16 protein-coding genes are annotated in these 20,306 nt (G+C 67.7%); 7 read left to right on the forward strand and 9 right to left on the reverse strand.

All coding sequences use genetic code 11. From position 1 onward, the window contains the following. Positions 1 to 11 precede the first annotated feature (11 nt). A complete protein-coding gene (gene metH / locus ACNKFW_RS07745) occupies positions 12 to 3,773 on the reverse strand; it encodes a methionine synthase (protein ID WP_147428093.1) in 3,762 nt (1,253 codons plus the stop codon). A 225-nt stretch (positions 3,774 to 3,998) separates the two neighbouring features. On the opposite strand from metH, the gene lipB reads away from it, so the two are divergent. The 4 genes from lipB (at position 3,999) to ACNKFW_RS07765 (ending at position 7,620) form a co-directional block, all read left to right on the forward strand. After that, positions 3,999 to 4,655, forward strand: a complete 657-nt coding sequence (lipB, locus tag ACNKFW_RS07750; protein WP_147428094.1) for a lipoyl(octanoyl) transferase LipB — start codon at positions 3,999 to 4,001, stop codon at positions 4,653 to 4,655. Positions 4,656 to 4,799: 144 nt separating this feature from the next. Then, complete coding sequence (locus ACNKFW_RS07755) at positions 4,800 to 5,264, forward strand: c-type cytochrome (protein ID WP_147428095.1); 465 nt, start codon at positions 4,800 to 4,802, stop codon at positions 5,262 to 5,264. Positions 5,265 to 5,435: 171 nt separating this feature from the next. Further along, positions 5,436 to 7,112 (forward strand): cytochrome c oxidase subunit I, encoded by a 1,677-nt coding sequence (gene ctaD / locus ACNKFW_RS07760; RefSeq protein ID WP_074990786.1) that lies wholly within the window; start codon positions 5,436 to 5,438, stop codon positions 7,110 to 7,112. Positions 7,113 to 7,128: 16 nt separating this feature from the next. Continuing rightward, the gene (locus ACNKFW_RS07765; protein WP_024845558.1) at positions 7,129 to 7,620 is read left to right on the forward strand and encodes a DUF2244 domain-containing protein; all 492 of its coding nucleotides are present in this window, start codon (positions 7,129 to 7,131) and stop codon (positions 7,618 to 7,620) included. Between the two features lie 56 nt (positions 7,621 to 7,676). On the opposite strand, the gene ACNKFW_RS07770 is transcribed toward ACNKFW_RS07765, so the two are convergent. Together ACNKFW_RS07770 and ACNKFW_RS07775 are read right to left on the reverse strand one after the other, a co-directional pair. Further along, positions 7,677 to 10,169, reverse strand: coding sequence for a GcvT family protein (locus ACNKFW_RS07770; protein WP_024845557.1), 2,493 nt, complete (start codon positions 10,167 to 10,169; stop codon positions 7,677 to 7,679). Between the two features lie 160 nt (positions 10,170 to 10,329). Further along, positions 10,330 to 11,340, reverse strand: coding sequence for a 2-hydroxyacid dehydrogenase (locus tag ACNKFW_RS07775; protein ID WP_024845556.1), 1,011 nt, complete (start codon positions 11,338 to 11,340; stop codon positions 10,330 to 10,332). A 91-nt stretch (positions 11,341 to 11,431) separates the two neighbouring features. On the opposite strand from ACNKFW_RS07775, the gene ACNKFW_RS07780 reads away from it, so the two are divergent. Beyond that, on the forward strand, positions 11,432 to 12,034 hold the full coding sequence (locus ACNKFW_RS07780; protein ID WP_024845555.1) for an SH3 domain-containing protein: 603 nt from the start codon (positions 11,432 to 11,434) through the stop codon (positions 12,032 to 12,034). A 16-nt stretch (positions 12,035 to 12,050) separates the two neighbouring features. Here ACNKFW_RS07780 and ACNKFW_RS07785 read toward each other — a convergent pair whose 3' ends face one another. The 5 genes from ACNKFW_RS07785 to infC all read right to left on the reverse strand — a co-directional run bounded on the left by ACNKFW_RS07785 (position 12,051) and on the right by infC (position 17,215). Continuing rightward, positions 12,051 to 12,827 carry a class I SAM-dependent methyltransferase gene (locus ACNKFW_RS07785; RefSeq protein WP_147428096.1) on the reverse strand — a complete coding sequence of 259 codons (777 nt, stop codon included), beginning with the start codon at positions 12,825 to 12,827 and terminating at the stop codon, positions 12,051 to 12,053. 254 nt (positions 12,828 to 13,081) lie between these two features. Beyond that, on the reverse strand, positions 13,082 to 15,118 hold the full coding sequence (locus ACNKFW_RS07790; protein ID WP_024845553.1) for a M3 family metallopeptidase: 2,037 nt from the start codon (positions 15,116 to 15,118) through the stop codon (positions 13,082 to 13,084). A 29-nt stretch (positions 15,119 to 15,147) separates the two neighbouring features. Further along, positions 15,148 to 16,179: a HesA/MoeB/ThiF family protein gene (locus tag ACNKFW_RS07795; protein ID WP_147428327.1), complete on the reverse strand. Its 1,032-nt coding sequence runs from the start codon at positions 16,177 to 16,179 to the stop codon at positions 15,148 to 15,150. A gap of 22 nt (positions 16,180 to 16,201) precedes the next feature. Next, a complete protein-coding gene (dut, locus tag ACNKFW_RS07800) occupies positions 16,202 to 16,663 on the reverse strand; it encodes a dUTP diphosphatase (RefSeq protein WP_024845551.1) in 462 nt (153 codons plus the stop codon). Between the two features lie 12 nt (positions 16,664 to 16,675). Continuing rightward, positions 16,676 to 17,215, reverse strand: coding sequence for a translation initiation factor IF-3 (gene infC / locus ACNKFW_RS07805; RefSeq protein WP_036748168.1), 540 nt, complete (start codon positions 17,213 to 17,215; stop codon positions 16,676 to 16,678). 224 nt (positions 17,216 to 17,439) lie between these two features. Between infC and ACNKFW_RS07810 the strand changes: the two genes are divergently transcribed. Further along, on the forward strand, positions 17,440 to 18,069 hold the full coding sequence (locus tag ACNKFW_RS07810; RefSeq protein WP_167521767.1) for a hypothetical protein: 630 nt from the start codon (positions 17,440 to 17,442) through the stop codon (positions 18,067 to 18,069). Continuing rightward, a complete protein-coding gene (locus tag ACNKFW_RS07815) occupies positions 18,066 to 18,941 on the forward strand; it encodes a glycosyltransferase family 2 protein (RefSeq protein WP_024845548.1) in 876 nt (291 codons plus the stop codon). Before ACNKFW_RS07810 ends, ACNKFW_RS07815 begins: the two co-directional genes overlap by 4 nt. A 13-nt stretch (positions 18,942 to 18,954) precedes the next feature. Here the strand turns inward: ACNKFW_RS07815 and ACNKFW_RS07820 are convergent, their stop codons facing one another. Next, complete coding sequence (locus ACNKFW_RS07820; protein ID WP_024845547.1) at positions 18,955 to 20,244, reverse strand: PQQ-dependent sugar dehydrogenase; 1,290 nt, start codon at positions 20,242 to 20,244, stop codon at positions 18,955 to 18,957. Between the last annotated feature and the right edge of the window lie 62 nt (positions 20,245 to 20,306).

Here is a 20,306-nt window from a genome sequence, read left to right on the forward strand (position 1 = left end):
CGCGTTTCTTTTCACTCGGCCGCGACCGCCGCCTGCGGCGTGTAATTCAGGATCGGCGCCAGCCAGCGTTCGACCTCGCGCACCGGCATCCCCTTGCGCTCGGCATAGTCCAGAACCTGGTCGTGTTCGACCTTGGCGACGCCGAAGTAATAGGCCTCGGGATGGCCGATATAAAGGCCCGAGACCGAGGCGCCGGGCCACATCGCCATCGACTCGGTCAGCTCGACCCCGGTCGCCGTGGTGGCGTCGAGCAGCCGGAACAGCGTGACCTTTTCCGTGTGGTCGGGCTGGGCCGGATAGCCGGGCGCCGGGCGGATGCCCTTGTAGGGCTCGGCCACCAGCTCCTCGGGGGTGAAGTTTTCCTCGGCATAGCCCCAATATTGCCTGCGCACCCGCTCGTGCATCATCTCGGCCAGTGCCTCGGCGAAGCGGTCGGCCAGCGCCTGCACCAGGATGGCCGAGAAATCGTCATGCGCGGCCTTGAACCGGTCGGCGATCTGCTGCTCCTCGCCGCCCGCTGTCACCACGAAGCCGCCGACATAGTCGCGGGTGCCCTCGGGGGCGACGAAATCGGCCAGTGCCACGTTCGGGCGGCCGTCGCGCTTGCTCACCTGCTGGCGCAGGGTATGCAGGGTCGCCAGTTCCGCCGCCCGGTCCTCGCCGGTGAACAGCCGGATGTCGTCGCCGACCCGGTTCGCCGGCCAGAAGCCGATGACCGCGCGCGGACGGAACCATTGCTCGTCGATGATGCGCTGCAGCATGGCCTGCGCATCGGCAAAGAGCTGCCGCGCCACCGCGCCCTGCTTCTCGTCCTCGAGGATGCGCGGATAGACCCCCTTCAGCTCCCAGGTCTGGAAGAACGGCGTCCAGTCGATATAGCGGGCAATCTCGGCCAGGTCGAAATCCTCGATCACCCGCGGGCCCAGGAATTCGGGCGCCTTGACCTGATAGCCCGACCAGTCAATCCGCAACGCATTGTCGCGGGCCGAGGCCAGCGGCAGGCGCTTCTTGTCCGCCTCGGCCCTGGCATGCTTGTTGGCCACGTCCATGTATTCGCTGCGGATGGTCTCGACATAGGCGTTTTTCTGGCCCGAGAGCAGGCTGCCGACCACCCCCACCGCGCGGCTCGCGTCGGTGACATAGACCGCCTGCCCCCTGGCATAGCGCGGATGGATCTTGACCGCGGTATGCACGCGCGAGGTGGTGGCGCCGCCGATCAGCAGCGGGATGTCGAAACCCTCGCGCTCCATTTCGCTGGCGACATGCACCATCTCGTCCAGCGACGGGGTGATCAGGCCGGAAAGCCCGATGATGTCCACCTTCTCGGCCTTGGCGGTCTCCAGGATCCTGGTCGCGGGCACCATCACGCCCAGGTCGATGATCTCGTAATTGTTGCAGGCCAGCACGACGCCGACGATGTTCTTGCCGATGTCGTGCACATCGCCCTTGACCGTCGCCATCAGCACCTTGCCGGCGCTGGAGGAACCGCCCGCGCCGCCCGCCGCGGCCTTCTCGGCCTCCATATAGGGCAGCAGATGCGCCACCGCCTGCTTCATCACCCGCGCCGATTTCACCACCTGCGGCAGGAACATCTTGCCCGAGCCGAAAAGGTCGCCCACGACGTTCATGCCGGCCATCAGCGGCCCCTCGATCACGTGCAGCGGGCGCTCGGCCCTCAGCCGCGCCTCCTCGGTATCCTCGTCGATATATTCGGTGATGCCATTGACCAGGGCGTGTTCCAGCCGCTTCTCGACCGGCCATGTCCGCCAGGTCAGATCCTTTTCGCGCGCCTTCGCCCCGCCTTCGCCGCGGAACCGCTCGGCGATCTCCAGCATGTTCTCGGTCGCGGTGCCGCCCTTGGCGGGCTTGCGGTTCAGCACCACGTCCTCGCAGGCCTCGCGCAGGTCCGGGTCGATCTGGTCATAGACCGCCAGCTGGCCGGCATTGACGATGCCCATGTCCATCCCCGCCTGGATGGCGTGATAGAGGAACACGGCATGCATCGCCTCGCGCACCGGCTCGTTGCCGCGGAAGCTGAAGCTGAGGTTCGAGACCCCGCCCGAGACATGCACATGCGGCAGGGACTGGGTGATGCGCCGCGTCGCGCCGATGAAATCGAGCCCGTAATTGTCATGCTCCTCGATCCCGGTCGCCACCGCGAAGATGTTCGGGTCGAAGATGATGTCCTCGGGCGGGAAGCCGACCGTGTTCACCAGCAGGTCATAGGCGCGCGCGCAGATCTCGACCTTGCGGTTCTCGGTATCGGCCTGGCCGGTCTCGTCGAAGGCCATCACCACCACCGCGGCGCCGTAGCGGCGGCAAAGCCGGGCCTGCGCCAGGAAGCTCGCCTCGCCCTCCTTGAGGCTGATCGAGTTCACGATGGCCTTGCCCTGGACGCATTTCAGCCCGGCCTCGATCACCTCCCATTTCGAGCTGTCGACCATCACCGGCACGCGGGCGATGTCCGGCTCGGCCGCGATCAGGTTCAGGTAGTCGATCATCGCCTGCTTCGAATCGATCAGCCCCTCGTCCATGTTGACGTCGATGATCTGCGCGCCGTTCTCGACCTGGTCGCGGGCCACGTCCAGCGCCGCGGCATAGTCGCCGTTGGTGATCAGCTTGCGGAATTTCGCGGATCCGGTGACGTTCGTCCGCTCGCCCACGTTGACGAAGGGGATGTCGTCGGTCTTGACGAAGGGCTCCAGCCCCGACAGGCGCAGGCGCGGCTCGATCTCGGGGATCGCGCGCGGCGGCAGGCCCTCGACGGCGCGGGCGATGGCCGCGATATGCTCGGGCGTCGAGCCGCAGCAGCCGCCGACCACGTTCACCAGCCCCTCGCGGGCGAATTCGGCAACCTGCGCCGCCATCTCCTCGGGCGATTCGTCGTATTGGCCCATCTCGTTCGGCAGGCCGGCATTGGGATAGGCGCAGATCAGCGTATCGGCGACCGAGGACAGCTCGGCCAGGTGCGGGCGCATGGCGGCCGCGCCAAGCGCACAGTTCAAGCCCACGGTGATCGGCGCGGCATGGCGCATGGAATACCAGAAGGCGGTCGGGGTCTGGCCCGACAGCGTGCGCCCGGACAGGTCGGTGATGGTGCCCGAGATCATCACCGGCAGGCGCTGGCCCTTCTCTTCGAACACCTCCTCGCAGGCAAAGATCGCGGCCTTGGCGTTCAGCGTGTCGAAGATGGTCTCGATCAGGATCAGATCGGCGCCGCCGTCGACCAGCCCGCGCAGCTGCTCGGCATAGGCGATGCGCAGATCGTCGAAGGTGACGGCGCGATAGCCGGGATTGTTCACGTCCGGACTGATGGATGCGGTGCGATTGGTCGGCCCCAGCGCGCCGGCGACCCAGCGCGGCCGCCCGTCCTCGGCGGTGGCACGGTCCAGCGCCCGGCGGGCGATGCGGGCGCCGTGGAGGTTCAGATCGTAAACCGCGGATTCCATGCCGTAATCGGCCTGCGCGATAGTCGTGGACGAGAAGGTGTTGGTCTCGACGATATCGGCGCCCGCCTTGGCATAGCGGCAATGGATCTCCTCGATCGCCTTGGGCTGGGTCAGGTTCAGCAGGTCGTTGTTGCCCTGCTGCGGATGCTCGCCCGGCGCAGGCGGATGGCAGCCGCAGGCGCAGCCCGAACCATGGCCGGCGAAATCCGCCTCGCCCAGGCCAAGCTGCTGGATCTGCGTCCCCATCGCACCGTCGAGGATCAGGATACGGTCGCGCGCAGCCGCGCGCAGGGCGTCGAAGACGGGGGAAAGGGGCAGGGTCATGGTTCGGTCCGCGCGTTGTATCGAAAGGGCTGTATATAGGCAGATCGGCATTTAGTGAAATTCAACATCCGCACAATGATCTTGCACCGGATTCATGATCTCGGACCACCCTGCTTTCTCCGTTTCACAAATACCCTCGGGGGTCCGGGGGCAGACGGCCCCCGGCGCGACCGCGCCACCGGCATCGCCCTTGCACCCTCCGCGCGCCGGGACTATCTGCCGGCCATGACCGAATGGATCACCGCTCCCGGACTGACCGATTATGCCGAGGCCACAGCCTTCATGGAGGCGCGCGCCGCCGCCATCGCCGATGGCCGGGCGGGCGAGCTGGTCTGGCTGGTCGAGCATCCGCCGCTTTACACCGCCGGCACCTCGGCCAGGGCCGCCGACCTGCTCGATGCGCGCTTTCCCGTGCACGAGACCGGGCGCGGCGGGCAATATACCTATCACGGCCCGGGACAGCGCGTCGTCTATGTCATGCTGGACCTGAACCGCCGCGGCCGCGACGTGCGCGCCTTCGTCAAGGCGCTGGAGAGCTGGGTCATCGACGCGCTGGCCGAGTTCAACCTGAAGGGCGAGATCCGCGACGGCCGGGTCGGCGTCTGGATCGCCCGGCCCGACAAGGCGCCACTGCCCGACGGCTCCATGCGCGAGGACAAGATCGCCGCCATCGGCGTCAAGCTGCGCAAATGGGTCAGCTTTCACGGCCTTGCCATCAATGTCGAGCCGGACCTGGGCCATTACGCCGGCATCGTGCCCTGCGGCATCTCGGGCCACGGCGTGACCAGCCTGGTGGACATGGGCCTGCCGGTCGGCATGGACGACCTGGACCTGGCGCTGCGCCGCAGCTTCGCGCGAAACTTCCCGCCGCTCGGCGGCTGATTTTCACCCTGCGACATATTCACCTTCCGCGTTCCTGCGACCTTTTTCCGGTGTTCGGGCTGCTTGGCGCGTGATAGCCCTGTCAGCGCGGGAAGCGGAGAGGTCCGTTCCCCAGACAAAAGCGATTACCCAAGAGGAAACGCGATGAAGATCAGCATCTGTGCCACTCTCGCCGCCCTGTCCCTCGCCCTGCCCGCCGTGGCCCAGGAGGGCGACGCCGCCAAGGGAGAGAAGGAATTCAACAAGTGCAAGGCCTGCCACATGGTCCAGGCACCGGACGGCACCGACATCGTCAAGGGCGGCAAGACCGGGCCGAACCTCTACGGCGTCGTCGGCCGCAAGATCGCCTCGGAGGAAGGCTTCAAATACGGCGACGGCATCCTTGAAGTGGCCGAAAAGAACCCCGACCTGGTCTGGACCGAGGCCGACCTGATCGAATACGTCACCGATCCCAAGCCCTGGCTGGTCGAGAAGACCGGCGATTCGGCCGCCAAGACCAAGATGACCTTCAAGCTCGGCAAGAATCAGGCCGACGTGGTGGCCTTCCTGGCCCAGAACTCGCCCGATGCAGGAGCCGAGGCGGCCCCGGCCGAAGACGCCGCGGATTGATGCGCGGCGTCGCCGTGCCGCTGAAACGGCGTGCCCCTGCCTGCGACAAAACCACGCGGGGGCGCGACTTTTAGTCCCTTCTTCGCATTGCGAGGGGTAGGATTGTGGGCTAGAAACCAGCGAGTCCGCTGGCCCTTGGGCCGGCCAGCCGCATGTCTAGGGAGTCCACGCATGGCAGACGCAGCCGTTCACGGCCACGGTGACCATCATGACACCCGCGGGTTCTTCACCCGCTGGTTCATGTCAACCAACCACAAGGATATCGGGATCCTTTACCTGTTCACGGCCGGCATCGTCGGCCTGATCTCGGTCTGCTTCACCGTCTATATGCGGATGGAATTGCAGCATCCCGGCGTGCAATACATGTGCCTCGAGGGCGCGCGCCTGATCGCCGACGCCTCGGCGGAATGCACGCCCAACGGGCATCTGTGGAACGTCATGATCACCTATCACGGGGTGCTGATGATGTTCTTCGTGGTGATCCCGGCACTGTTCGGCGGTTTCGGCAACTATTTCATGCCGCTGCATATCGGCGCCCCGGACATGGCCTTCCCGCGGCTGAACAACCTCAGCTACTGGATGTATGTCTGCGGCGTGGCCCTGGGCGTCGCCTCGCTCCTGGCGCCGGGCGGCAACGACCAGCCCGGCTCGGGCGTCGGCTGGGTGCTCTACCCGCCGCTCTCCACGACCGAGGCCGGCTATTCCATGGACCTGGCGATCTTTGCCGTCCACGTCTCGGGCGCCAGCTCGATCCTGGGCGCAATCAACATCATCACCACCTTCCTGAACATGCGCGCGCCGGGCATGACGCTGTTCAAGGTGCCGCTGTTTGCCTGGTCGGTCTTCATCACCGCCTGGCTGATCCTGCTGTCGCTGCCGGTGCTGGCGGGCGCCATCACCATGCTGCTGATGGACCGCAACTTCGGCACCCAGTTCTTCGACCCGGCGGGCGGGGGCGACCCGGTGCTTTACCAGCACATCCTGTGGTTCTTCGGCCATCCCGAGGTCTATATCATCATCCTGCCGGGCTTCGGCATCATCAGCCACGTCATCTCGACCTTCGCGCGCAAGCCGATCTTCGGCTATCTGCCGATGGTGCTGGCCATGGCGGCGATCGGCATCCTGGGCTTCGTGGTCTGGGCGCATCACATGTATACCGCCGGCATGTCGCTGACCCAGCAGGCCTATTTCATGCTGGCGACCATGACCATCGCGGTGCCCACCGGCATCAAGGTCTTTTCCTGGATCGCCACCATGTGGGGCGGCTCGATCGAGTTCAAGACGCCGATGCTCTGGGCCTTCGGCTTCCTGTTCCTGTTCACCGTCGGCGGCGTGACCGGCGTGGTGCTGAGCCAGGCGCCGCTGGACCGGGTCTATCACGACACCTATTACGTCGTGGCGCATTTCCACTACGTGATGTCGCTGGGCGCGGTTTTCGCGATCTTCGCCGGGGTCTATTACTGGATCGGCAAGATGTCGGGCCGGCAATACCCGGAATGGGCGGGCCAGCTGCATTTCTGGATGATGTTCATCGGCTCGAACCTGATCTTCTTCCCGCAGCACTTCCTGGGCCGCCAGGGCATGCCGCGCCGCTATATCGACTACCCGGTCGAGTTCTCGTACTGGAACAACATCTCGTCGATCGGCGCCTATATCTCCTTCGCCTCCTTCCTGTTCTTCATCGGCATCGTGTTCTACACGCTCTTCGCCGGCAAGCGCGTGAACGTGCCGAACTACTGGAACGAGCATGCCGACACGCTGGAATGGACCCTGCCCTCGCCGCCGCCGGAGCATACCTTCGAGACGCTGCCCAAGCGCGAGGACTGGGATCGCGCCCAGGCGCATTAATCCCGCGCATTGAACGATGCCCTATGCATGGCACGACGCGGCCCCGGAGCAATCCGGGGCCGTCTGCTTTCGGCTCGAGATCTGGCCTCACCGCTCGCTGTCCCGGCAGGGTTTTGTCTGGGTGATCGGGCTGACCGCCGCAGGACTGGCGCTGCCCCTGCTGGCGGTGGTCGGATCGAAGGTGCTATGGGGACTTCTGCCCTTTGCGGCGCTGGCGGTCTGGGGGTTGTGGCAGGGCATCGTGCGCAGCTATGGCACCGCGCGCGAGGTCATGCTGCTTGACCGCGACCGCCTGATCCTGACCCGCAGTGATCCCGGACGGCCGGACCGCATCTGGCGAACCAACCCCTATTGGGTGCGCACCGCCCTGCGCCGGAACGGCCCGGTCGAGGATTACCTGGTCCTGACCGACGGCCAGCGCGAGGTGGAACTGGGCGCGTTCCTTGCGCCCGAGGAACGGGTGGCGCTGCGCGACGATCTGGAGCGGCGGCTGAACGGGTTGCGCTGAACCGAAAGGCCCGGACACGCGGTCCGGGCCTTCGCCTGCAACGGCCGGGGAGGAGGTCAGCCGTCGACGCGGATCACCTTGTTTTCCGGGTCATAGGGGCTGTCCTCGGTCACCTCGGCATCCCACAACTCCCGCTGCATCCGCAGCTTGAGCCGGGTGCCCGGCTGGGCCAGATCGGGGCGGACATAGCCCATGCCGATGGACTTGCCAAAGGCCACGGACCAGCCGCCCGAGGTCAGCCGTCCGATCCTGGTGCCGTCCTGGGCATAAAGCGCCTCGCGCCCCCAGGGATCAGCATCGGCGGGCCCGTCGATCAGCAGGGTCACGCATTTCGAGCGGATGCCCTTCGCCAGCATCGCCTGCTTGCCGTTGAACGCCTTGTCCAGATCGACGAAACGGTCCAGCCCGGCCTCGAGCGGCGTCGCGTCGCGGCCCAGTTCGGTGCCGAAGGCCCGATAGGATTTCTCCTGGCGCAGCCAGTTCTGGGCACGCGCGCCGACCAGCTTCAGCCCGTGCTTCTCGCCCGCCGCGACCAGCTGGTCCCAGAGGTAGCGGCCGAACTCGATCGGGTGATGCAACTCCCAGCCCAGCTCGCCGGTATAGGCGACGCGGATGGCGCGGACGGGGCACATGCCCAGCTCGATATTGCGCATCGACAGCCAGGGGAAACGCTTGTTGCCCAGCACCGTCTCGGGGTCGGCATCGCGCACCAGCTCCTTGAGGATGGCGCGGCTGTTCGGCCCGGCGAGGGCAAAGACGCCCCATTGCGTGGTGACGTCCTGCACGATCACCTGGCCGAATTCGCCCTCCATCTCCTCGGCCATCTTGCGCAGGTGGTCGCCGTCGTAATCCGCCCAGGCCCCGGCCGAAATCAGGTAGTAGTCGTCCTCGGCCAGCCGCACGATGGTGTATTCGGTCCGCGTCGTGCCGGCCTCGGTCAGCGCATAGGTCAGGTTGATGCGGCCGACCTTGGGCAGCTTGTTGGTGGTGAACCAGTCGAGGAAGGCCGTCGCCCCCTTGCCATGGACGCGATGCTTGGCGAAGGCCGAGGCGTCGATCAGCCCGGCCGCGCCCCGGATCGCCTCGGCCTCGGCCTTGGCATATTGCCACCAGCCGCCGCGGCGGAAGCTGCGGCTGGCATGGTCGTCGAAACCGGCGGGGGCATAATAGTTCGGCCGCTCCCAGCCGTTCACCTGGCCGAATTGCGCGCCGGCTTCCTTCTGCCGGTCATAGGCGGGCGCGGTGCGCAGCGGACGGCAGGATTCGCGCTCCTCGTCCGGGTGGTGCAGGACGAAGACATGCTCGTAAGCCTCCTCGTTCTTGCGGGCGGCGTATTCGGTGGTCATCCAGCCGCCGAAGCGGCGGGGATCGAGACTCGCCATGTCGATCTCGGCCTCGCCCTCGGTCATCATCTGCGCCAGGTAATGGCCGGTGCCGCCGGCGGCGGTGATGCCGAAGCTGAAGCCCTCGGCCAGCCACATGTTGCGCAGGCCGGGCGCCGGGCCGACCAGCGGGTTGCCGTCGGGCGTGTAGCAGATCGGACCGTTGAAATCGTCCTTGAGGCCCACGGTTTCCGAACTGGGAAGCCGGTGGATCATCGACATGTATTCCTCTTCGATCCGCTCCAGGTCCAGCGGGAACAGGTCGGCGCGGAAGCTTTCCGGCACGTCGTAGAGGAAGCGCGCCGGGGCATTGCGCTCATAGGGGCCCAGGATCCAGCCGCCGCGTTCCTCGCGCACATACCATTTGGCGTCCGCATCGCGCAGCACCGGGTGCTCCGGGTTGCCCTCGGCGCGCCATTTGACCAGCGCCGGGTCGGGCTCGGTCACGATATACTGGTGCTCGACCGGGATCGCCGGGATCTTGATGCCCAGCAGCCGCGCGGTGCGCTGCGCATGGTTGCCGGTCGCGGTCACGACATGTTCGGCGCGGATCTCGAACTGCTCGCCCGAGGGGACGAGGTTGCCGCCCCTTTCGACCATCTTCTCGCAGGTGACGATCCATTCCTCGCCGGTCCAGCGGTAGCCGTTGACCTGGATCTTGCGCTCGATGCTGGCGCCGGCCATGCGCGCGGCCCGCGCCATGGCCTGCGTCACGTCGGCGGGGTTGATATAGCCGTCGGTCGGATGGAACAGCGCGCCCTTCAGATCCTCGGTGCGGACCAGCGGCCAGCGGTCCTTGATCTGCTGGGGCGTCAGGAATTCATGCTCGATGCCCACCGTCTCGGCGGTGGCGGAATAGAGCATGTATTCGTCCATCCGCGCATCGGTCTGCGCCATGCGCAGGTTGCCGCAGCGGGTAAAGCCGGCGTTCAGCCCGGTCTCGGCCTCGAGCCCGGCATAGAGCTTGACCGAATAGTCGTGGATATGGCTGGTCGCATAGCCCATGTTGAACAGCGGCAGCAGGCCCGCGGCATGCCAGGTCGAGCCCGCCGTCAGCTCGTCCCGCTCGACCAGCATCGTCTCCCAGCCCGCGCGGGCCAGATGCAGCGCGATGCCGCAGCCGACGGCGCCGCCTCCGACCACCAGGGCCTTCACATGGGTTTTCATCGCAAGCGACTCCTTATTCCGCGCATGGGCTACCTGTGGCGATTAGAGCCCGAACCGCGCGCCGGGCCCGCATTCCCGGCGACATGTTCTTGGCAAAAAACGACATGGCGCATCCGGGCGGTCCGGGAAAGCAAACGCCCCGGAAAACCGGGGCGCATCGTCACAGCATCGAGGGCACCACCAGGTCCGGCGGCCGGTGGCCATCGGCAAAGGTCTTGATGTTGATGATGACTTTCTCGCCCATCTCGATCCGCCCCTCGATGGTGGCCGAGCCCATATGCGGCAGCAGCACGACATTGGGCAGCTCGCGCAGCCGCGGGTTGATCTCGTGCCCATGCTCGAAAACGTCAAGGCCGGCGCCGGCGATCTCGCCCGCGCGCAGCATCCGGGTCAGCGCGTTCTCGTCGATCACCTCGCCGCGCGAGGTGTTGATGACCACGGCCGAGGGCTTCATCAGCTTCAGCCGCCGCGCGTTCAGCAGGTGGAAGGTCGAGGGCGTATGCGGCGCATTCACCGAAACGATGTCCATGCGCGCCAGCATCTGGTCCAGGCTTTCCCAATAGGTCGCCTGCAATTCGGCCTCGACCTCCGGGCGCAGGCGGCGGCGGTTATGGTAATGCACCTGCATGCCGAAGACATTCGCCCGCCGCGCCACCGCCTGGCCGATGCGGCCCATGCCCAGGATGCCAAGGCGCCGCCCGCCCAGCCGCCCGCCCAGATGCGCGGTCGGCGACCAGCCATGCCAGCGGCCGGCCTGCATCTCGGCCATGCCCTCGGGCAGGCGGCGGGTGACGCCCAGGATCAGCGCCATGACCACGTCCGCGGTATCCTCGGTCACGACGCCCGGCGTGTTGCTGACCAGGATGCCGCGCTGGCGGGCGGAATGCACGTCGATATGGTCCACGCCCGCACCGTAATTGGCGATCAGCTTCAGCCTGTCCCCGGCCTGGGCCAGCATGGTGGCGTCGATCTGGTCGGTGATCGTCGGCACCAGAACGTCCGAGACGCGCATGGCGGCGACCAGTTCATCGCGACTCATCTTGCGGTCGTCGGTGTTCAGCGACACGTCGAAAAGCTCGGACATCCGGGTCTCGACCGCCTCCGGCAGGCGCCGGGTCACGGTAACTTTAAGGCGCGAGCGGGTCGGATCGGTCGCATGAACGGCGGGCATGGTCGCTCCTCTCTTCCAAAGCCGGGCGGCTTTTGGCAAAGTGCCCGCGATGCGGGGCAGGCACAAGACCCCGAAAAAGCAGGACGGGCAGATGAAGCAAGGACAGGTCTGGCTTGGCGCCGCGATACTGGCGACGGGGGCGTGCTTGGGATCGGCGGCGCTGGCGCAAGCCACCGATCCGGGCGAGACGCTGGATGCCAAGCAGATCCCCGGCCTCTCGGCCGATGCGACGATCAGCCGCCACCAGGACGGCCGGCGCGACCCGAATCGCGGCTCTGTCACCAACCTGCCGCTGCCGCGCTATGTCAGCCTCAAGGGCAGCGAGGGCAATGCGCGGCGCGGTCCCAGCCTGTCGCATCGCATCGACTGGGTGTTCCGCCATGCCGGCATGCCCCTGCGCGTGGTGGCCGAGTTCGGTCATTGGCGCCGGGTCGAAGACCAGGACGGCGCCGGCGGCTGGGTGCATTATTCCCTGCTGTCGGGCGTGCGCACCGCCATCGTGACCAAGGACATGCTGGACCTGCAGGCCCGCCCCGAGCCGCGCGCCGAGGTGGTGGCGCGGGCCGAGGCCGGCGCCATCGTCCGGCTGCATGAATGCAATCCCGACTGGTGCCGGGTCTCGGGCGGCGGCGAAAAGGGCTGGGTGCCCAAGACCACGATCTGGGGCGTCGATCCCGACGAGATCCGCGACTGAAACCCGTGCCGGCAGGTCAGCCGGCCTTGCGGATCACCACATGGCCCAGCGAGACGCGCATCCAGGCAAAGCGCGAGGCGCGTGGCGTGCCGGTGCCGAAATCGGGATGGGTCATGTCCTCGGCCCCGCATTCGTCGATCAGTTCCTTGACGAAGCCGACCATGCCGCGGTCATGGCCGTGGAACCGCCGGCGCACCAGGTGCCAGCGCATCCAGCCGGTCAGCTTGCCCAGCGGATAAACCGCCTGCACCGGCCGCGACCGATGCAACCTGTCGAGCAGCCGTTCATGCGGGGAAAGCCGGGGCGGCCGGGGACGATAGGATTTGCCGTCGGGATATTGCCGCCAATAACCGGTGCCCCAATCCTCGATAAAGTAATATCCGCCCGGCTTGAGGTGGTGTTCGAAAAGATGCCAGAAGCTGATGCGGGACAATTGCCCGACATGCGAGGCATCGTCGATGATGACGTCGAAACCTTGCGGCGCCCGTTCCGCCGCGATCCGGTCCAGAAGCGCCTTGTCCTGTTGTTCGCCGACATAGCAGCGCACCCGCCCGCTTTCGAAGCGCGCCGAGCAGGGATTGATGTCCAGCCCGGTGATTTCGGCGTTCGGCAGCCAGGATTCCCAATATCTCAGCGAATCGCCCCGCGCTATTCCCAATTCCAGCAATCGCAGCGGCTGCATACGCAGGGGGCCGATATATTTTTCGTAATTGGCGAAGTAATGCTGAAGTCCCATCTTGTCGATCGGCACTTCATCGACGCTTTTCATCGAGGCTGCCTTGAAAACCTGCATGCCATCCTCCCGGACAGATTACCGCCTACATTCCAGAAACTGCACGGGAAGGATAGGCCGGTGCAGCCGGGCCATCAAGAAATTGGCGCCTTTCCTGCCGGAATGGACGGGTTGATGCCGACCTGGCGGCGATCAGCCTCCAGGTCATATTGCCTTGCAGTTGTGACATCGGCCGCCACGGCCGCCGGATCGCCGCCCGGCGGCGGATTCGCGCAAGCCCTTGTCCGGCGAAACGCATCCTGCGCAAGCCGCGGTCAGCCGGCCTCGGACAAAAGCCCGCGTCCCTTCAGCAATGCCTCGACGCCGGGGGTACGGCCGCGGAACTTCAGCCACAGCTCGTCGGCCGGCCGGGAATCACCCTTGGAAAGAATCCATTGCTCCAGCCGGCACGCGGTTTCGGCGTCGAAGGGATCGCCCTTTTCCATGAAGGCCGCGAAAGCGTCGGCATCCATCACCTCGGACCACATGTAGCTGTAATAGCCCGAGGAATAGCCGTCGCCGGAAAACACATGCGCGAAATGCGGCGTGGCATGGCGCATCGGGATAGCGGCCGGCGCGCCCAGTTCCGCCAGCACCTCGGCCTGCCGCGCCATCGGGTCGGCGGGCGGCGCGCCGCGGTGAAAGGCCAGGTCCACCAGCGCGCTTTCCAGATATTCGGTGGTGGCAAAGCCCTGGTCGGCATTGCCGGCCGCCAGGATGCGGTCGCGCAGCGCCGCGGGCAGTGGCGCCCCGGTCTCGGCATGGCGGGCATGGCGGTCCAGCACCTCGGGCTGTTCCAGCCAATGCTCGAAAAGCTGGCTGGGCAGCTCGACGAAATCCCGCGCCACCGAGGTACCCGAGATCGAGGGCCAGGACACGTCCGACAGGATATGGTGCAGCGCATGGCCGAATTCGTGGAACAGCGTATGGGCATCGTCCCAGGACAGATAAGCCGGCGCGCCCGCGGCCTCGGGCGGGGTGAAGTTGCAGACATTGGTGACGATCGGCCGCTGCCCCGCGCCGATCTTGTGCTGCTGTTGCAGCGACGAACACCAGGCCCCCGACCGCTTGCCGGGCCGGGCGAAGTAATCGCCGACGAAGACCGCCATGCGCCGGCCGTCCCGCGTCACCTCCCAGGCGCGGGCATCGGGCGACCAGAGCGGCGCCGTGAACGCGCGCATCTCGATCCCGAACAGGCGCTGCGCGGTGTCGAAGACTGCGCCCAGCATCGCCTCCAGCGTCAGATAGGGCTTGACCTCGGCCTCGTCGAGATCGTGTTCGGCCTTGCGCCGGCGCTCGGCATAGAAGCGCCAGTCCCAGGGTTCCAGCACGCCGTTCACCCCGTCCTCGCGCAGCATCGCGGTCAGGCGCTCGGCATCGGCCTCGGCCCTGGTCTTGGCCGCAGCCCAGACCTGGGTCAGCAGCGCCTCGACATTCCCGGCATTGCGGGCCATCTCGGGCTCCAGCTTGTAGCTGGCGAAATCCTCATAGCCCAGCAGCCGGGCGCGCTCGTGGCGCAATTGCAGGATCTCGGCGGCGATGGGGCGGTTGTCGGTCGCGGCCCCGCCCGCGCCCTGCCCCGAGCCGCGCGCGCACCAGGCCCGCCAGGCCGCCTCGCGCAGGGCGCGGTCTTCGCAATATTCCAGGAAGGGCACGATCAGCGAGCGGTTCAGCGTCACCACCTGCCCCGGCATCCCGCGTTCGCGCGCTGCCGCCCGCATGGCGCGGACCAGCCAATCCGGCAGGCCGGACAGCTGGTCGTCGGCGACACCCATGGCAAAGTCGCGCTCGTCCGTCAGCACGTTCTGGGCGAAATCGGTCGACAGCACCGCCAGCCGCTCGCGGATCGCCGCCATGCGCTCGCGCGCCGCGCCGGTCAGGCCCGCGCCCGCCCGGCGCAGCCCGCGCAGGGTCAGCTCGGTCAGGCGGCAGTCCTCGGGCGCAAGCCCGCCCGCATCCTGCATCACCGCCTCGACCCGGTCGAACAGCCTCGGGTCCATGCTGACCTTGCTGCCATGCGCGGCCAGGCGCGGGGCGATGCGGCGCTGCAGATCCTCGCGCGCCGGGTTGGAATCGACGCCAGTCAGGGTGAAGAAGATGGCGCAGAGCCGGTTCAGCGGCTCCTCGGCCGTCTCCAGCGCGGCGACGGTATTGGCAAAGTCCGGCGGCGCGGGATTGGCGGCGATGGTCTCGACAGCCTCCTCGGCCAATTTCAGGCAGGCGTCGAAGGCCGGGTCGAAATCCTCGTCGCGGATCAGGTCGAAACGCGGCAGGCCCAGGGGGCCGGTCCAATGCGTCAGTTCGGGGTTCATGCGAGCCTCCTTTTCCGGGGGCGAGTGTTTCAGCCTGCGCGGAAATGTCCAGAGCCGCAGACAGTGCAATCGGCGCGTCGCGATATCTTCATCAGCCGGTTCTCGCCGTAAAGCCCGTCAAAGATCAGCATGCGGCCGCGCAGGGGCTCGCCCGCCCGCGCGATCAGCTTGATCGCCTCCAGCGCCATCAGGCTGCCCACGACGCCGGGCAGGGGACCGACGACGCCGGCTTCGGCGCAGGCGGGGGCAAGGCCCGGTGCCGGAGCCTCGGGAAAGATGCAGGCCATGCAGGGCGCACCGCGGGCCGGATCCCAGATCGTCACCTGCCCTTCCCATTGCGCGATGGCGCCGGCGACCAGCGGCACGCCGGCGGCGGCGCAGGCCGCGTTCACTGCGCGGCGCGCGGCGAAACTGTCGGTGCCGTCCAGCACCAGGTCATGTTCGGCGACCAGGGCGGCATCCTCGGCCCCGATGCGGCGGTTCAGCGCCGTGACCTCGACATGCGGGTTCAGCGCCAGCATGGCATCGCGCGCGGCCTCGGCCTTGGGGCGGCCGTCATCGGCGCTGCGAAAGATCACCTGGCGCTGCAGGTTCGACAGGCCGACCTGATCGTCGTCGGCGACGGTGATGCGCCCGACACCGGCCGCCGCCAGATAAAGGCAGATCGGCGCCCCCAGCCCACCGGCGCCCACCACCAGCACGCGGGCGCGACGCAGCGCCGCCTGTCCCGGCCCGCCCAGCTCGCGCAGCACGATATGGCGGGCATAGCGGTCAAGCTCGGGGTCCGAAAGCGGGCCGGACCGCACGGGCGCGGGCGGATCGGGCAGCGGGACGGCGCGGCGATGCAACTGCCGCAGCAGCAGACGATAGCCCAGTCCCAGCGCCACCACGCCGCCGGCCAGCCCCCAGACCCGAGGATCGCCGCCGACCAGCCGCGCAACAGTGCTGCCAGGCGCCAGGGCCAGCGCGGCAATGGCGGCCAGCCACAGCGCAGCGACCCCCGCCCAGCCGCGCCATTCCGGCCAGCCAAGCAGGCGCGCCGCGACCAGCACGGCAAGCATGAGGAAAAGGATCAGCACGGGCTCAGCCCCGCCCGGTCGAGCCGAAGCCGCCCTCGCCGCGCGCGGTCTGCTCCAGCGCCTCGGCCATGACATAGGCGGCGCGGGTCACGGGGGCGATCACCGCCTGGGCGATGCGCTCGCCGTGACGGATCGCATAGGGCTGCGGGCCCAGGTTGATCATGATCACCCCCAGCGGCCCGCGATAGTCGCTGTCGATGGTGCCAGGCGTGTTGGGCAGCGTCACCCCATGCTTCAGCGCCAGGCTGGAGCGGGGGCGGATCTGCATCTCGTAGCCCTCGGGGATCTGCACGCGCAGCCCGGTGGGCACCAGGCGGATCTGGCCGGGTTCGAGCAGCAGCTCGCCCCCGCCCAGCTCGGCCCGCAGGTCGGCGCCGGCCGAGCCGCGGGTCTGGTATTCGGGCAGCGGCAGCGCCGGATCGGCGCCCGGTTCGCGCAGAACCAGAATCGTCACCTCGGCCGCCATTCCCAAAGCCCCTTATTTCGGCGAGATCATCATGACCATCTGGCGCCCTTCCAGCTTGGGCATGGATTCGACCTTGCCCGCCTCGCCGACATCGGCGGCGACGCGGTTCAGAAGCTCGACCCCAAGCTGCTGGTGGGCCATCTCGCGGCCGCGGAAGCGCAGGGTGATCTTGACCTTGTCGCCCTCGGCCAGGAACTTCATGACCGAGCGCATCTTGACGTCGTAATCATGGGTATCGGTTCCGGGACGGAACTTGATCTCCTTGATCTCGATGATCTTCTGCTTCTTGCGGGCCTCGGCCTCGCGCTTTTGCTGTTCATACTTGAACTTGCCCAGGTCCATGATCTTGCAGACCGGGGGCGTGGCATTCGGCGAGATCTCGACAAGATCCAGCCCGGCTTCCTGTGCAAGCTCCAGACCGCGGGCGGGTGTCACGACGCCGATATTTTCGCCTTCGGGACCGATCAGGCGGATTTCGGCGACTCGGATGCGCTCGTTGACGCGGGGGCCGGTGTCACGGGTGGGCGGAGCGTTATGCGGTCTGCGGGCTATGGCTGTCTTCCTTGTATTGCCGGGGGTTCCGGGCGGTTAAATAGTCCTGCGCAGGCGGATTTTCAACCGGATTCGGTTGCGCGCGCCAAGGTTTGGCCGGTGTTCTGCGCGCTTTCCCATGGTGGCCGGCGCCGCTGCCGTGCTGCTGTCGCCGGAACGCTTTCCCCGCTTGCCGCAGCATGGCATAGAAGAGCCGACCCGCCGCAGCCCTGACGGAGAAACCGATGCAGAAATTCCTGGCCGTGATCGTGATTCTTGCCCTTGCGTTCGGCGGGTTGTGGCTGGGGAGCGGCGGCGATCCGCTGGCCCGGCTGGCTGGCAATGCGCCGCCTCCACCGGCCGAGCCCCCCGCCGCCGCCCCGACCGCCGCCCAGCAAGGCGCCAATGCCGCAGCCGATGCCGCGGCCGATGCGGCAGCCGTCGCGGCGGATGCGGCGGCCGAAGCCTCGGCCTCGGCCGGACAGGCGGCGGTCGGCGCGGCAGGTACGGCCGCGGACCAGGCCGAAGCGGCGGCCGAGGCGGCCATAGCCGCCGCCGACCGCGCCGCCGACGCCGCGGCCCGAGCCAATGCCACCCCCGAACAGGCCGAGGCCGCCGCCATCGCCGCCAGCACCGCCGCACGCGAGGCCGCCAGCGCCACGCGCGAAGCCGGCGCGGCGGCGGGCGAAGCGGTCCAGATCGACGCCGCCCTGACCCCGCAGGGCTTCGATGCCGCCAAGGTGCGCGCCATGATCGAGGGCTCGGCGCTGACGCCCGAGCACAAGGCCGAACTCCTGGCCCAGCTGGAGCGGACGACGCTGGACCCGGCGGCGCTGGCGCAGGTGCTGGCGCAGATCAAGGCTGCCCTGCCATGAGCTTTCCCAGCCTGGAGGATTTCCTGACGGCGCCGCGCGGCCGGCTGGACAAGGGGCCGGTCGCGCTTTTGCTGATCGAGGACCAGGCAGCGGTGCAAAGGACGCTGGCGCATCACCTAGCCGCCGGGTTCCGGCTGATCCTGGCGCTGTCGCCCGAGCCGCTGCCCGCCCATGTCCTGCCCAGGGAAGGCGCGGAACGGATCCTCAACCTGCGCCACGATGCGCGCCGCGGCCAGGCGGCGGTCGAAGCGGTCAATGCGGTGATCGCGGCGGCGCCCGCCGATACCTGGCTTTACTACGGCTATAATGCCGAGTTCCTGTTCTATCCCTTCTCGGAAAGCCGCAGCGTGGGCGAGATGCTGGCCTTTCACGCCGAGGAACGCCGGCGGGCGATGCTGACCTATGTCATCGATCTCTATGCCCCGGACCTGGAGCGTTTCCCCGATGCGGTCAGCCTGGACGAGGCGATGTTCGACCGCACCGGCTATTACGCGCTTGGCCGCATGGATCGCGAGGGGCGCCACAAGGAACGGCAACTGGATTTCCACGGCGGGCTGCGCTGGCGATTCGAGGAGCACCTGCCCGCCGACCGCCGCCGCATCGACCGCATCGCGCTGTTTCGCAGCCAGCCGGGGTTGCGGCTCTTGCCGGACCTGCGCTTCAACGTCGAGGAATACAACACCTATGCCTGCCCCTGGCACAATAACCTGACCGCGGCGGTTGCGTCCTTCCGGGTGGCCAAGGCGCTGGCCCGCAATCCCGGCTCGCGCGGGCAGATCCGCGGCTTCCGCTGGCGCAATTCGCATCCCTTCCGCTGGAACTCGCAGCAGCTGATGGACCTGGGGCTGATGGAGCCCGGCCAGTGGTTCTAGGACCGGCCGCGGATCAGGCGGCGCTGACCCGCCAGATCACGTCGCCCACGTCATCGGCCATCAGAAGCGACCTGCCGTCCGGGCCGATGGCCACGCCCACCGGCCGGCCATAGGAATATTTCTCGTCCTCGGAGAGAAAGCCCGACAGGATGTCGCGCGGTGGGCCGGCAGGCCGGCCGTCCCGGAAGGGCACGAAGATCAGCCTGTAACCCGACAGGGTCGAGCGGTTCCACGAGCCGTGCTGGCCGATCGCCATGCCGTCCGGGAAGCCCGGCAGCGTGCCCTCGGGCATCCAGCACAGGCCGAGCGAGGCGGTATGGCCGCCCAAGGCGTAATCGGGGGTGATGGCGCGGGCGACCTCGGCCGGATCCTGCGGCACCCGGTCGTCGATGATCCGCCCCCAATAGCAATAGGGCCAGCCGTAGAACCCGCCCTCCTGCACCGAGGTCAGGTAATCGGGCGGCGTCTCGTCGCCCAGCCCGTCGCGTTCGTTCACCACGGTCCAGAGCGCACCGGTCGCGGGCTCCCAGGCCAGGCCGACCGGGTTGCGCAGGCCCGAGGCGAAGATGCGGGCGCGGCCGGTCTCCAGGTCCAGTTCCCAGATCGCGGCCCGGCCCTCTTCGGCCTCCATGCCCTCGTCGGCGATATTGGTCAGCGAGCCGACACCACAATAGAGCCGCTTGCGGTCGGGCGAGACGATCAGGCTGCGCGTCCAATGCCCGCCCGGCTTGAAATCGACCAGCCGGCGCCCCGGCCCGTCGAGCCGCGTCGCGCCGGGCGCATAGGGAAAGGCGACGATGCCGTCGGTATTGCCGACATAGAAGGTATCGCCGACCAGGGCCATGCCGAAGGGCTGGCGCTGGCCCTCGAGGAAAACCTGGCGCGTCTCGGCCACGCCATCGCCGTCGCCGTCGCGCAGCAGCGTGATGCGGTTGGCGCTGGTGCCCAGGGCGCGGGCGCGGCGCATGGTGGCCTGGGCGGCGCGGTCGAGCAGCGATTTCGGCGGGCTTGCCTCTTGCAGGGCCTCGGCCACCAGCACATCGCCATTGGGCAGCACCTCGATCCAGCGCGGATGGCGCAATTCGCGGGCGAAGGCATCCACGCGCAGGCCCGGCGCGGCCTCGGGCCGCTGGTCCGGCGCCCAGCCCCGCGCGGTGGGCATCTTCAGCGTCATGATGCCCTGTTTCTTCGCCTCGGGGATAGCGGGGCTTGGCCCGAACGCCGCCATTCGCGGCGCGCCCATGCGCCGCATCAGCACCATCGCGCCGCCGATGGCGGCCGTCGCCCTGGCCAGAAGATCCATGGCTTTCCTTCCTGTCTCTGCAAGCCGCAGGCTAATCGGGATGCGCCGCGGGTCAATCCCGG

The sequence above is a fragment of the Paracoccus sp. TD-10 genome, from assembly GCF_048270675.1.
GTDB classification, from domain to species: domain Bacteria; phylum Pseudomonadota; class Alphaproteobacteria; order Rhodobacterales; family Rhodobacteraceae; genus Paracoccus; species Paracoccus pantotrophus.